Source organism: Paenibacillus sp. FSL L8-0470, assembly GCF_038008625.1.
Classification (GTDB): Bacteria; Bacillota; Bacilli; order Paenibacillales; family Paenibacillaceae; genus Paenibacillus_AQ.
In genome coordinates, this window is sequence record NZ_JBBOZM010000001.1 from 1664963 (window position 1) to 1680077 (window position 15115).

The window sequence follows — 15115 nt, forward strand, 5'->3', positions numbered from 1 at the left end:
TCAAACTTTGGCGACATCTCGGCTCTATAGTGAATAAAGAGGATAAAGCCCAATAACAAACAAGGACTGAACAGAATGAATGGGAAACAGGATCATCTTACGAAGCGTTATATGCCGGGAATAGATGGCCTCAGAGCTATTTCTGTCCTGGCAGTCATTGCTTATCATTTTAATTTGAAGTGGGCACAGGGTGGTTTGTTGGGGGTTGGAGTATTTTTCGTGCTATCGGGATACCTGATTACGGATCAAATACTTCAGGAATGGAAAACGAATCATAGCCTTTCTATCTGGAATTTCTGGATGAGAAGATTTCGCAGGCTGCTGCCTGCCATGGTATTCATGCTGATTACGGTTGGGCTCTGGCTTATGTTTACGGATCCTTCAAGGCTGCTTTCACTAAAAGGGGATATGCTCTCTTCAATCTTCTACATGAATAACTGGTACCTCATATTTCATGAGGTTTCCTACTTTGAGAGTTTTGGTCCAGCTTCACCGATTGGGCATCTATGGTCGCTTTCCGTTGAGGAACAGTTTTATATTGTTTGGCCCCTTGCGTTGCGCGTTGGCTTAAGGCTTTCACCGCGCCGGGGGAAGTTAATGCTGTATATCCTGGTTTTAATCTTTTTATCTACAATAGCCATGGCTATATTGTATGTACCGGGAACCGATCCAAGCAGGGTCTATTACGGAACAGATACCCGGGCATTCGCTATCCTGATTGGAGCGGTCTTAGCAGTCGGCTGGCCAAGCTGGAAGCTGAGCGGGAGGATCTCATCTTTCGGACGGTCAATGCTTGATATTACAGGCGGATTAGGCTTGCTTATTATCCTTGTACTGATTTATCTAACCAAAAAATACGATGACTCGTTGTACCCATTCGGTTTTCTTTTCTTGTCTGTGATTTCTGCGGCTGTTATCGCAGTGCTGGTGCACCCCGCCAGCCGCCTAGGCGGAATATTGGGTTGCCGGCCGCTAGCCTGGATTGGTAAACGCTCCTATAGTCTCTACATTTGGCATTATCCGGTGATTATTTTGATGAATACGAATGCAGCTAACGAAGAGCTGGGGTTTACAAGAATTTTGCTGCAGCTCTCGGTCATCCTGATGTTGTCCGTCTTCTCCTACAAGTACATTGAAGAGCCGGTTCGGAGGGGCAGATTTCACGCTCAACTGCAATCCGTGAAGAGCAAGTTTTCGTTCAAACCAATGGCCGGATTAGTTTTGACGATTCTAGTCTTCTTTCGGTTTGTTTCTTGGATAACGGCCTCAGCCGAGAAGCAGCCTGAAATTTCTAGTCCTGTAATTGCCGAGAAGATTACTTTGAATGAACATCAGGACTCTAGCAGCAAGGATGCAGGGGGAGAACCTCCTGAACAAGGAGAGGGAGTTACCGCTATCGGAGACTCATTAATTTTGAATGTCGCTTCATCTTTGGAAGAAATACTTCCTGGCATCGTCATCGACGGTGAGGTGGGAAGGCAGATGTCCAGTGTCCAGGATGTTGTAAATGAACTGCGGGCAAGAGGAAAACTGGGGAACCGTATCATATTGGAACTGGGGACCAACGGCTCTTTTAACAAAGATAAGCTCCGGCTGCTGCTGGAATCTTTACAAGACGCCAAACAGGTTTACCTTGTAACCACCCGGGTACCGGAGAATTGGCAGGATTCCGTAAATGAGGCTTTGAAAGAGGTTGCCGGTGAGTTTCAAAATGTGAACATCATCGATTGGTATTCTGCTAGTGATCAAAGTTAACAACACATGATGAGGCGAGAGACGCCCGAAAGGATGAAATGCAGATGAAATTTAAAAAAACAGGGATGGTATGGTGTCTTGTAATTCTGATTTTCGCTTTGGGATACCTGGGGATACATCGGGAAGCTTCCTCGGATTCAATTGAAAAAGAAGTGGCCAATCAACCGATTGTACAAAGTCAGCAGATTTCAAAAAACACTCCGCAACAGCAGCAAACTAATGCCGGGGAAGAAGATGATATTCAAAAAGGAGAAGAGGTTACCGTCATTGGGGATTCGGTTATTGTGGGAGTCGAACCCTACCTGAAAGAACTGCTTCCTAAAATCACGGTTGACGGGAAGGTGGGCAGACAGATGTCGCAAGCGAAGAAAGTAACTGACGAATTAAAAGCAAAAGGGGCGTTGGGCGATTACGTCATTTTAGAGCTTGGAACGAATGGTCCATTCAATAAGGAACAACTCCGCAAGGTGTTAACTTCACTGTCCGACGCCAAACAGGTGCTTGTGGTAACTACCAGGGTTCCAAAAGGATGGCAGGATACCGTGAATTCAACTATTAAAGATGTGGTTCCTGAATTCGATAACGCCAAAGTTGTGGATTGGTACGCAGCAAGCGAGGGGGAAAAGAATTACTTCTATAAAGACGGAGTGCATCTTAAGCCGGATGGCAGCAGATATTACGCTTCTCTTCTCCTGCAAGCTTTGCAAGAACAGTAAGGATGATGAAGGGAGGAATACAAAGAAAAGAGGATTCGACATGAAGTTGAAAAAGAAAAGAATTGTAATAGTGGCATCCATTTTTCTCGTTGGGGTTATCGCGTTTGTGTTCTATTATGTCTCTTCTATTTATAAAGGGCTGGAGGGTTTAAGGAAAACTGCGGATAACTCTCCTTTTTATGAGGTGAAAGCAAACGATGAGAAGATCGTAGAACCTCCGAAATGGACTGGCAAGGAACCCGTCAATATATTATTGATGGGAGTGGATGCCCGCGGAACCTCCAAAGGGGAGATTCCCAGATCCGACAGCATGATGGTGGTAACGCTCGACCCGGTCCGTGATCGTATTCATGTGTTTTCCATTCTCCGCGACACCTATACCGAAATTCCGGAGCATGGCAAGAACCGTATCAATACGGCGATCACATATGGACCCAATACGGCGATGAGTGCAATAAGTGATCTACTGGGAATTCCGATTCAATTTTACGTATACACAGACTTTCAGGGCTTTATTAAGCTTGTGGATGCTGTAGGTGGAGTCGATTTCTATGTCGAGAAGAATATGAACTATGAGAGTAAAGCCGATAAGCATGAATATGACATTGACCTGAAAGAGGGTCAGCAGCATCTGGACGGGACAACAGCACTGCAGTATGTTCGTTTTCGTCATGATGCTATGTCCGATTACTCCCGGACGAAACGCCAGCGGGAATTCACCAATGCCATCGTCGAAAAAATGAAAAGCACTACCTCTATCATGAAGCTGCCTTCCATACTTGAGGAGGTCAGTCCTTATATTGATACCAACCTATCGGTAAACGATATGTGGAAACTGGCGTCAGTGGGATACCGAAGCAAAATGGAGGCAAGTGAGCAAATTCCTCCAATGAACCTGGTTAAAGAAACCTATGTTGGAAGAGCGGCGGTTCTGGGCGTCTCAAGCAGCAATGAATTGAAAGAATATGTCCGGAATATCATTGAAAACGATGCATCGGAACAGTCAGAAGAGGGGAAACAGAATGTTGAAGAAGCTATTAAATAAAGGCACACTGGCGATATTAATTTCACTGTCGCTGCTGACCGGCACGACGGCTCACGGTGAAAAGTCTTTGAGTGAAGTTAAACCTGTCCAAGTCTTAAAAATGAATAACAATGTGGCATCCATGACGGAAAAGAAAACAATCCAAGTCCGTTTTAATCTGCCGAAAGGTGTAGATTCAAAAAGGATCAGCTGGACCTATGGAGGCAAACCGTTATCCGAATGGAAGAAATTTGCGTTTGAAAAACGTAATTACACCGGTCCGTCTTTTATCACAGTTAACAATGTAAAGACGAAAGGAGTGGTACTCACGGCCAGCATTACCTTTGACCTGCCTTACAGTACGGACAATCTGGCTGAACCCCGCCTGCAGCAGCCGTTATTCGCTTCACTGATGGGAACCTATGATCTGGCGGCAAAAGCTAACGGACATGTTATTGCCCAGGCTCCGGTGAAATTAACGCCATATGACAGCTTCCTGACTTACGAGGAGTTGAAGCCGCAGATTGATGCTGTTACAAAGCAAGCCGCAATCAAAAACAAACGGTACATTCATACCGAATCCATTGGAAAGTCGGTCGAAGGAAGGGATATTTACTTCACGATCGTCGCTAAGGACAAAGCAGCGGTCGACAAATATCAGAATGTAACTCATGCTGCCATGTTGAATAATCCCAAGCAGCTGCAAGCCGATATTAAATCAGGTGTATTCAGCGACTATGCCGTGCCCATCTGGCTGAATAATATTCATCCGAATGAATCGCCGGGTGTCGATGCCATTTTTAATTATTTTAAGTCTATGGCATTGGACGATCGGATTACGTATAACACCACGCTGTCCGATGGCAAAGCAAGCAAGGTCAACTTCAATGTAGATGATGCGTTAAAGCATGTGTTCTTCCTGCTGGTTTATACGGATAATCCGGATGGCCGCGTTCATACGGAACGGGGCAATGCCAATTATTTTGATTTGAACCGGGACAACTCTTATCAGACGCAACCGGAGACGCGCAGCGTAACAGAACAAATTGCGAAATGGTCCCCGCTTTCTTTTCTTGATTTGCATGGGTTTGATAGAGGCTTCCTGATTGAACCGGCTACGCCGCCGCATGATCCTAACATCGAATACGACCTGCTCATTGACAGTATGGTGGAGCAAGCAAAAGCCATGGGCGAAGCCGGCATCGCCAACACCAAGTATGATTATTATCATATTCCCTACGAGGAACACCGGAAATCTGTGAAAGATTCGAAGTATGTTTCAAAAGGTACGGCTTTGGGATGGGATGACGCTTCTCCGATGTATACCGCCGTATTTGCCATGCATCATGGGGCGCTCGGACACACGCTGGAAATTCCGGAGAATAACGAAGAGTCTACGAAAGCACTATACTATAGCGTGGCAGCAGCAACATCCTATGTCATGAATAATCAGAAAAAATTGTTCCTGAATCAACTCAAAGTCTATGAACGCGGTGTGGATAATATTGATAATCGTGCAGTAGATAAGTATTTGGTCAATGCCAAAAATAAAGAAATCGGCCGCCCGCGTCAAGGGAATGCAAATTTCTTTCCGGAGTATTACGTACTGCCAGTTGATAAAAGCGTACAGAAAAATGCGCTTGAAGTTTATCGTATGGTTGAATATTTCCTGCGAAACGGGGTTCAGGTTGAGCATTCAACAGAAACAGTAACCGTTGACGGTACGACATACCCTGCAGGATCATTTGTTGTGAATATGCATCAGTCGATGCGAGGCATGGCAAATCTCGTCTTGTATGATGGAATTGATGTATCGGACTATAAATCGGTTGCCGGAGAGATTGTTCAGAATTTCCCTGATCTGCGCGGGTTCGATCGTTATGTGATCCGGGAGCCACGCGTATTTGCAAGCAAAACGATGCCGGTAACATCCGTCCCGGTACCGGGGACGACAATGCCAAACAACATTGCGTACGTCCTCATTCGCAACACGAATAATGATGCGATCAGAGCGGTCAACGATCTGCTCTTATCAGGCAAAGCAGTGACGATGCTTACAGCAAGTGAAGAGGGGCACGAAGCAGGAGATTTTGTCGTTTCCTATCAGGACCTAGAACCATTAGCTTCCAAATATGTTCTTGACGTGGATACATTTGGGGAAAGTAAGCCAGTTGGACAACACCTTAAACGCCTGACTGTAGCCGCTCTGGGTGAACCTGAGTTTGTATTGGAAGATTTGGGCTTTGATGTGACAGCAGACCAGAAGAAGGCTGACATCCTCGTAAATACGTTTGATTCTGCTGAGCTGGTAAGGAACGGAAAACCTTATATCGCATATGGAAATATGGGGATGAAGAATATCCAGGACTGGATTCCCGGGTTCGCCTTTGCCGGACCTGACTGGGAGCGTTATGAAGGGGTATTCCTGGCAGACGTTAGTCAAGACAACGTTATTACTGCACCTTACAAAGAACAGGAGGATTTTTATACTGTCAGTGGTTCATATATTACAGCTGTGCCGAAAACGGCAGAAGTACTTGCTAAAATAAGCGACAAAGAGAATTTTTACAAAGCAGGCTGGTGGCCGAAACACGCTGCCGCCAAGGGTCAGATCATGGCTTTTACGTACAAAGAAAATAATAAAAATCTGACGGTATTCGCTAACGACTTGACAAATAACGGCCATTCACAGCATCAATACCGTTTGCTGGCGAATTCAATATTCAGTGCAGAAACCGGGCAATCTGCAGCTGCTGGTTCCTAGTTCTAATGAATCGCTGGCCATATTCACCGATCGTATGCCAGAGAAGCTGTCGATAAGTTGACCGGGGCACGAACATATTTTTGAGGGGGAATTTAGTTGTCAAGCCGTATAAATTCGCAGGGTACACGGCGTCTAATTGCACTGGACGCAGCACGAGGGCTAGCGGTAATAGGAATGTTTTTGCAGCACTTTACTTCAAACGATGTTATTGCTTCTATTGTCTCAGGGAACACAATGATATTATTCATACTTTGTTCCGGCATCTCCTACTCGATCATGACACAGCGCATGATTGAAAAAGGAGTGGAGATGGCTGCATTCAGGGCACAGATGCTGGCACGGGCAATATTCATTGATCTTATTGGTTATCTTCTTATTATGTTAAATGGTCCTTTTGGGGTTATTTTACCTGCCTATGCTACATTATTCGTATTGGCTTTAGTGTTGGTTCGTTGCTCTAGGCGTACACTTTTTACAATATCATTAGTACTGCTTGTGGCTGGACCTCCACTGATGATTCTAGGTGGCAGTGTGTTGTCAGAAGCCTACTTCCTAGGAGACATAGCTGGCGGTCCATTATCTGCGCTTGGGGTCGCTCCGGTTTTCGTTGCTGGCATGGTGATCGGGCGACTTAACCTTCATAGTCTACGTAATGCAACGTGGCTTATCATCAGCGGCATAATTCTACTTGTCATCTCTAAGCTGTTTTCCAACCGGGTGCTTCCTGGGCTGGCCCATTCTTTTGAGAAATGGCTTCTAGATTATACGAATATCGCCACTACTCAGCCAGATCCATATGCAATCTGGCCACACAATGTAGCACCGCCCCTGTGGCAAATGCTTCTGACCTCAGGTCCGCAGAGCGGGTCAACATTTCAACTCCTGATTGGGCTGGGTACTTCTCTTCTAGTGCTGGGACTGACATGTCTTATAGCGAAGAAGGGGGCTGCTATACTTACACCTTTTGCCGCAGTTGGACAAGTAGCGTTAACTCTATATGCTGCTCAGTTTGTTCTTGCCTGGGTGCTCATAATTAGTGGTATGGACTATACATTTGGTGTCGTAAGTGTCGTACTGATAACACTCATTGCAGGTGGGCTGCTTGTGCGCTTCTCAATTAGTCCGCTTGAGACAATGATGCGGCGCTTCGACCGGTTATTTAGCGGATTTCAATCATCTGCTGCCCCAGCGGCAAGCCGGTCTAGCAATATTTCATAACTGAAAGGAGAGGGAAACTCTGATTCGTCTATAGTTCAGTTGTTTCCTTCTGACCGCTTCCTTCGAGAACTATTGAAATTAAAACCCCAAAGCGAGTGCCTTGCTGTCTGTATTTACAGTAGGCTACCATTCCCCGTTCACGCTCTGGTTAACGATATGTAACAGGCACTTCTCACCCTAATAATCAGTTCCCTTTAATGTGTAAGCTGCCCGGATTTTGACTAATTGATTGTCCACATGATCCTGAACATCATCTGGTATGCAGAGTGCCGGGTAAAGGAGAATTAACGCTTCGACTTCATTTGCGCGTTGCGCTACTGTGAGCGCCGAAATAAATCCGCCTTGGCTAAAGCCCATAAGCGATACTTTACTTGCATCTACATAGGATAAACTTTTGACATAATCCATGACGGCTTTAAGGTCCTCGCATTCAGTCTGCACCGTCATATCGGTTGTTTCTCCGTCACTTCTACCTTCCCCATGCGTACAGCCACCGCAGAAATCAAAACAATACGCTGCATAGTTGTTCCCCCGTCTCTTGTGCAGCAAAACTCACGTTCTATAATGTTTGTATTCATTTCTTAACCTTCCTTTCAGATAAATTAATGCGCTTTTATTAATGAGGAAAGGTACAACATCTCCAACACAGTTAGTGTTGAGAATGCATTTAAGCCTTCGTCCATCCGATAGTATCAGACGCCCCGTTCCCCGCATATTACCTTGTCCATTCTTCACATGGCCGGAATCATTTTGTGACCGAGATATGGTTGACAATAGGATATTCCTCCTCTTAGGAGCAAAGTATACTTGCCCTTTGATTGTTATTGTTTTCCACTATATCGGGCACATGTGGCTAAAGTTTGGTCAATATGTAAACAAAAGATAACAAAAGTACATTTCCCTTGTCGCGGGTGATTCCGGATCCGATCTTTCTTCTGGTGACTTTTTTTGAGGCGAAGGGTTAAAAATCGCTAACATTCGACAAACTTTTTATATTTTATGTACTACTATATTAAATGAGTATTTGTTCATCAATAGAATTTATAAGAAAAGAAGCGAGGATGCGATGGCAATTCGAAAACTAATAATGAACAGAAACCCGTGACATTCACCTACGAATATCTGGACTATACCGAGCATGAAAATCCAAGGACTATGCGCGGAGAGGGTATCATTGAATTCAAAACTGGTACAATCGTGCTTAAAATGGGAGCACTTCCCCCGGACATGGACAAAATTTTTGCTCAGCCGCAGACCTTCATTCGTGATCCTTATGCGAACCGGGTTCCAAAGCCAGGGGATGCCTTAGCTGTTGTATCCCAATACTGCAAATGCAAAGAATCCAATCTGGTGAAATTCATTTACCCTGCTGCAGACAATGAAAGCAATAAAAATTGGATTGCTTATGTCGAAGTGTATGTAAGAGGGATTCTCTTAACCGAATATAAAGTGAATTTGCACACCTATAAGGCAACAGAAATCAAGGATTTATGGTCGCAATCCTCTCATTTTGCTAACAAAGTTAAGGTTTCCAAAATCACAGCATCATCCACATTACCTAAATCGAAGGCCGGCTCTTATAATGCAAATCAAGTAATCGATGGGGATACAGCCACATGCTGGTGCGAAGGAGTTAAAGGGAGTGGAATAGGACAAAGCTTTACGATTAGCTTCCCCCAAAAAACTGAGGTTAGCAGCTTGAAGGTTTTTCCGGGGTATGGTAAATCCGTCTCCGCTTATCTGGAGAACAACAGTGTGCGTAAAGCAAAAATAACCTTCTCCGATGGAACCTCTGTCATTGCTGATTTCACGAAGGAATCCGTATGGGATCTGCCAAAAGTTAAAGCAACAACCAGCATTACGTTCACCATATTAGAAGTCAACCTAGGCTCTAAGTATAACGACACTTGTATCTCGGAATTTACCATCTCATAAGAGTATCACTGGGCAGTGATATTTAATCAATTCTTTTATCTTTACTTTGTAACTGGACAGTGAATAGTTCTCATAGAACAACTTTTCACTGTCCAGTTACTGACCTAATGACTCTTGATCCAGCTCTCCAGATCATCAATCACATATGTTGGCACATTGCCAGGAACAAGGAATTCATACATCGGATCACCCTTGCCACTTTCGATATAGGCATGATTCAATTCAGGGTAGAGCTTATAGCTTGTATCTGAAAGACCTGACAACGTCTCCTTCCATAGTTCCAGTTCAGTTGAGGTAACCTGTGCATCTCTGCCCCCCTGCAGGATAAGAAGCGGAATAGGATGCTTGATCAGCACCTGTCCTGGCACATAGTTCTTCAAACTGTTCCACCAGTATGCATTTGGTGTCAACTGAAACGCCGCAGCATGATGCGGATCAAAGTCTGGTTGAAGCACTAGGCCTAACTGTTCTCGATAGATCGCCAGTGTATCCGCTTCTACCTGGTCTTCGGCACTCGCTTCAAAGTAAGTATCAATTTCCGTCAACTGAGGGTTCGGTGATGACAGAATGAAAGCACCGGCAATAGAGTTTGGCTCTGCCTGTGCAACAATCTGTGGTACCATCAACCCACCACGGCTGTGGCCTGCTAAATAGATTCGACTCGAATCGATACCTTCAGTTTTCTGCAAGATGTTGATCGCTGATAACGCAGGATCTACAAACTCTTCTTGCACGGTATAAGTGGAATAGGATTGTGCGTAATGCTCACGAGTAATCTTCTCAGCTCTTATTACTGCTATACCACGACTTGCAAGACCAGCAGCCATATCTTTGAAAGGTTTAACCGCCATAAATGTGTTATCCTGATCCGACTCTCCATCGCCTTGAATCAATACAACCGCCGGATAAGGTCCCTTGCCTTGCGGCATCGTCAAAGTGCCTGGTACAGTATATTTTCCTTCGTTAATAACGACTGCCTTCTCTGTGTAAGAAGAGGGATCTGCATAGTCTGGTAGCTTATAACTGTTTGGAACATGCATATTGACATAAATATCATCTATCAATCCCTGGTTATTATAGCGTATCTCCACATCAAACTTGCTGCCCTGCAGCTCTAAAATTGCTGTTACCACCTGATGCACAGCATTATTCGTCCTATTTATTTCTATGATGGATGCCCCAACAAGCTGGTTAAGCATCATGGTAACAGGAGTCGGGATGGAAGTCTGAACGAGCTTCTGATCAGCATACGCTAGGGCCTCTATCAGTTGTCCCCGTTGCATATTAGTCAGAAAAGCTGCAGTTCTCATTGTTAAATCACTTTGGCTCAAATGGAAATTTTTCGTCTCTGGTACCCAATCCAGCTTCGACTTCATAATGGTATTGAAAAGCTGCTCCGACATATACGTCTTCCCCTGCTTCATTTCAATCTTGCCAGCGTTCTGAACAGGCTCACCATTCAGCTTGGCAACCAATTTGTTAGCCTGTTGTTGAATCTGCAGCCCACCAGCCCAGTTAATAACCTTGACCGTACGCGTTGCCTTATCCCACTGCATCTTCATGCCCAGCTTCTCTACTACTTGCCTGAGCGGGAGCAAGTCATCTGTCTGGCTCGATATGAAATGGGATTGGCTCGCTGCCGAGGCAGAAACCGCATTATGCATTAAGGAAATGCTAATCCCAACTACCATTAAACACTTTAACGTTCTAGCTTTCGTAATCATATGTATTCCTCCTCGAATCAATAAAATCGTCTTGTTTGTTGATCTGCTGTCAGAATACCAAGCGATTATAAGGAAACGATAAGGAATGAATGTTTCGATCAAATAATAATTTATGCTATACTATGGTTCGTATTAAGTTTGAACATAAATTCACAATCTAAAAGATAGTGGTGATTCAATGAGCCATATTCTAATCATAGACTTCGCTTGTACGGATACCGCTTTAACGGTCATGGCTTATTTACGCAAATCTATTTATCGCATGTTTGCTTGTAACCCGCACTTATCCATAACGAAAATAATCCAAGCCAAATAAGGAAACAGTGAATTTGATGCCGGTTCGCTGGCTTCTTAAAGATTAGAACTTTTCACTTTCCAGTTTTATAAGAAGTAAAAATAAAAAATAAAAGGAGAGTTAAGATAATTAAAGAAAACCATTCTATAGATTGTTTAAATATTAAACTATAAAACACATCAATAATTTCTAAGATGATTACTATACATATAAATATTCCCCAACGATCCTTTTTCATTAATATACACCGTCCTAATTTACAATTAATCACATTATATAACTTTACAGAATAGTTTACTGGCTTCGGCATATCTATTTCTTCTATTTCTCATGGTGTGAATCCGCTATAAAAAAGATGTTCCTCTTCAATTTGCTGAATTTGCTTTGGGGAATCGTCCTGGGTTAGGGCAAAAACCTCCGCCCGGTAATGTTTAGGAGAGGAGCCCTTTAGCTTTTTGAACATTTTTGAGAATAGCAAAGCATCGCTATAGCCTACGGACCGGGAAATGTCAGCGATTGAAAGTTCCGCGTTTCCCATGATCTCACATGCTCTATTGATTCTATAGCGAATCAAATAATCCTGGATGCTTATATGCATCCGCTGATTGAATAGCGAGCATAAATAGCTTCTATTGAGTCCGATAAATTGGGCAATGTCCGAAATGGTTATTTTTTCAGGATAATTCATCTCGATAAAATCCTTTACCTTTTCAACGTAAATCTCGGCACGGGTTTCTTTTAATTCAGGGGATGTAGCCGGACTGAACTCCACGAGCAGCGATAACAATAAATAAAGCAGCCCCGTCAGTCTGGTTTCCCGGGCTTTACGGAATCCCCGCGACTCGTTCATCAACTGCAAGTACTGGTAAATCATATCATCTCTGTCGTAGCGGAAGATAGGGGAATCCTTTGTCAGCCCTGCTTGCTTGAGGAGCAGTTCCGCCGATGTCCCGTTAAAACCAACCCAGCAATAGGACCAAGGATTTGCTGTATCAGCTTGATAATAAGTGAATACATCGGGAAAAATTAAAAACCCCTGTCCCTTCCGCAACCGGTATTTAATTCCACCCACTTCAAAGAATCCTTCCCCGCTCAAAACATAATGGAGTAAATAGTGACTCCTCACAGCTGGCCCAAAAAAATGACCCGGTATACAATCCTCAATGCCGAATTGGTTGAGTTGTAATTCTGTATGCTGTTTACTACGTGGCAGATACTCAATCATAATAAATCTCCTTAATATAAAATATCTAGTATCATAACATATTTAGTGAGTACCATGCCATGTACTCTATATCTGAGTTTAATATATTATTTCTATAGAACTGCCTGTTCTAATGCATGGACTTATCAAGTATTAAACCATGTAGACAGTATTTACTGGAAGGAAGGGATATTTTGTTATGGGCATAATCGTACAAGAGCAAGCAGGGCTATTTCATCTGCAGTCGTCCGGCATGAGCTACATTTTACAGATAGTAGATGGTCACCCTGTACATGTATATTGGGGGAGCAGACTGAAACACCGGGAACCCATGTCCGATCTGCTAATTGCTACCCCGAAGAAGGCTGGAATAGACCGGTTGCCGCAAGAATACCCGCAATATGGGAGCGGGGACTTCCGGAATCCGGCGTACCAGGTTGAACTTGAGGATGGAACACGCATCACTGAGCTGAAATATGAAGGTTACCGGATGACTAAGGGAAAGCCTGCCCTAGCCGGGCTACCGGCCGTTTATACCGAGGAAGAAACGGAAGCAGATACGCTGGAACTGGACTTAACTGATGCTTATTCAGGGCTTAAAGTTGTGCTTAGTTATAGCATCTTCGCAGATCGTGACGTCATCATTCGCTCGGCCCGGCTGAGTAATGAGGGGGACACAAAGTTGCGGCTTCGGCGTGCCCTGAGTGCCAGTGTCGATTTTCCGGGCAAACGCGATTTTGAGATAACGTATCTTTCAGGTGCCTGGGCCCGGGAAGGTAATATTACCCGCAAAGCGCTTCATCAAGGGGAGACCCGCATCGACAGTAAAAGAGGCATGAGCGGCCATCAATTCAACCCCTTTGCCGCGTTGGTCACTCCGGAAACGACGGAGCATCACGGTGAGGCTTTCGGTTTTAGCCTTGTCTATAGCGGTGGCTTTGAAGCAGATGCGGAAGTGGACTCGTTTGGCTCTACGCGGTTTAGCATCGGGATAAATTCGTTTGATTTTGCGTGGTTGCTCAGTCCAGGGGAGTGCTTCCAGACCCCGGAAACAGTTATGGTTTACTCTGGGCAAGGACTGGGAGACATGTCCCGCACGTATCACCGTTTGTATCGGACCCGGCTTTGCCGGGGGGAATATCGCGACGAAGAACGTCCTGTTCTAGTCAACAACTGGGAAGCTACCTACTTTGACTTTAATAGCGATAAGCTGGTATCGATAGCGGAAGAGGGAGCCAAGCTGGGGATCGAGCTGTTTGTTTTGGATGACGGCTGGTTCGGGAAAAGGGATTCTGACAATTCGTCGCTTGGTGATTGGTACGAGGATCGCCGGAAGCTCCCAGGTGGTCTTCAGGAGGTTGCGGAACGCATCAATAAGCTTGGCCTAAAATTCGGGCTCTGGGTTGAGCCTGAGATGATCTCGCCGGACAGTGTGCTGTACCGGGAGCATCCAGACTGGTGCCTTCATGTTCCGGGGCGGAGACGCAGTGAAGCAAGATGTCAGCTAGTGCTGGATTATACCCGCAAAGAAGTGCGCGATTATATCTATGACTCGCTGTCCGCTATTTTTTCCAGTGTGCCGGTCTCTTATGTGAAGTGGGATATGAACCGCTGCTTAACAGAAATAGGTTCGGCTGATCTGCCGCCGGAACGTCAATCCGAGACTGCCCATCGTTATGTTCTGGGATTGTACGAGCTGTTAGAGCGCATTACTACCGCATTCCCGCATATTCTTTTCGAGAGTTGCTCCAGCGGAGGCGGCCGGTTTGATCCAGGCATGCTTTATTACATGCCGCAAACCTGGACCAGTGATAATACTGACGCCGTGGAACGGCTGAAGATTCAATACGGCACCAGCCTGGTTTACCCCGTAAGCGCAATCGGAGCACATGTGTCGGCCGTGCCGAACCATCAAGTTGGCAGGGTGACACCCCTTGATTTCCGGGGCGATGTCGCGATGTCTGGAAACTTTGGTTATGAGCTTGATCTTACGAAATTCTCTGAAGAGGACAAAGAGACGGTCAAACGCCAAATCGTAACCTACAAGGAGATTCGCGGATTAGTACAGAGGGGTGATTTGTACCGTTTGAAGAGCCCTTTCGAAGGAAATGAGTCTGCTTGGATGTTTGTTTCCGAGAATAAAGAGGAGGCGCTGGTCTACTATTTTCAAGTGATGGCCGTGCCAAACGCGCCCCAGAGATTTTTGCGTCTAGCCGGACTTCATCCTGAACTTGCATACGAGATTCAGCCGGGATACAGCGGAGAACAGTCTATCCTTGGGGGAGATAGGTTAATGCAGTTGGGACTGTCCCTTCCCTATGAACAAAAGGATCATGAAAGCGGATGGTTCCGTGTCCGAGCTGTAAGTCCTGACAAAGCTTGATGTAAAGGCGCTTTCACTATCCGAAAGAGTAACAATACATCAAATAAATCTCTGCCCCTTTTTGTGTGAAAAGGGGCATTTTGCGTGCAGTGGCCGT

General features: G+C 45.0%; 10 protein-coding genes. 7 read left to right on the forward strand and 3 right to left on the reverse strand.

What is annotated here, in order from left to right:
- Positions 1–75 precede the first annotated feature (75 nt).
- The 5 genes from NST99_RS07830 to NST99_RS07850 all read left to right on the forward strand — a co-directional run bounded on the left by NST99_RS07830 (position 76) and on the right by NST99_RS07850 (position 7477).
- Positions 76–1755 carry an acyltransferase family protein gene (locus tag NST99_RS07830; RefSeq protein ID WP_341090879.1) on the forward strand — a complete coding sequence of 560 codons (1680 nt, stop codon included), beginning with the start codon at positions 76–78 and terminating at the stop codon, positions 1753–1755.
- Between the two features lie 44 nt (positions 1756–1799).
- A complete protein-coding gene (locus tag NST99_RS07835) occupies positions 1800–2471 on the forward strand; it encodes an SGNH/GDSL hydrolase family protein (protein WP_341090880.1) in 672 nt (223 codons plus the stop codon).
- A 40-nt stretch (positions 2472–2511) separates the two neighbouring features.
- A complete protein-coding gene (locus tag NST99_RS07840; protein ID WP_341090881.1) occupies positions 2512–3516 on the forward strand; it encodes an LCP family protein in 1005 nt (334 codons plus the stop codon).
- On the forward strand, positions 3494–6259 hold the full coding sequence (locus NST99_RS07845; protein ID WP_341090882.1) for a M14 family metallopeptidase: 2766 nt from the start codon (positions 3494–3496) through the stop codon (positions 6257–6259). Before NST99_RS07840 ends, NST99_RS07845 begins: the two co-directional genes overlap by 23 nt.
- A 96-nt stretch (positions 6260–6355) precedes the next feature.
- Positions 6356–7477 (forward strand): hypothetical protein, encoded by a 1122-nt coding sequence (locus NST99_RS07850; protein ID WP_341090883.1) that lies wholly within the window; start codon positions 6356–6358, stop codon positions 7475–7477.
- 177 nt (positions 7478–7654) lie between these two features.
- On the opposite strand, the gene NST99_RS07855 is transcribed toward NST99_RS07850, so the two are convergent.
- Positions 7655–8026 (reverse strand): alpha/beta hydrolase family protein, encoded by a 372-nt coding sequence (locus NST99_RS07855; RefSeq protein ID WP_341090884.1) that lies wholly within the window; start codon positions 8024–8026, stop codon positions 7655–7657.
- Positions 8027–8578: 552 nt separating this feature from the next.
- On the opposite strand from NST99_RS07855, the gene NST99_RS07860 reads away from it, so the two are divergent.
- Entirely contained in the window at positions 8579–9412 is an 834-nt protein-coding gene (locus NST99_RS07860; protein ID WP_341090885.1) for a discoidin domain-containing protein, read from the forward strand.
- 104 nt (positions 9413–9516) lie between these two features.
- Here NST99_RS07860 and NST99_RS07865 read toward each other — a convergent pair whose 3' ends face one another.
- Positions 9517–11136 carry an alpha/beta hydrolase family protein gene (locus NST99_RS07865; RefSeq protein ID WP_341090887.1) on the reverse strand — a complete coding sequence of 540 codons (1620 nt, stop codon included), beginning with the start codon at positions 11134–11136 and terminating at the stop codon, positions 9517–9519.
- Between the two features lie 623 nt (positions 11137–11759).
- Entirely contained in the window at positions 11760–12656 is an 897-nt protein-coding gene (locus NST99_RS07870; protein WP_341090889.1) for an AraC family transcriptional regulator, read from the reverse strand.
- A 178-nt stretch (positions 12657–12834) separates the two neighbouring features.
- Between NST99_RS07870 and NST99_RS07875 the strand changes: the two genes are divergently transcribed.
- A complete protein-coding gene (locus tag NST99_RS07875; protein WP_341090891.1) occupies positions 12835–15018 on the forward strand; it encodes an alpha-galactosidase in 2184 nt (727 codons plus the stop codon).
- Positions 15019–15115: the final 97 nt, after the last annotated feature.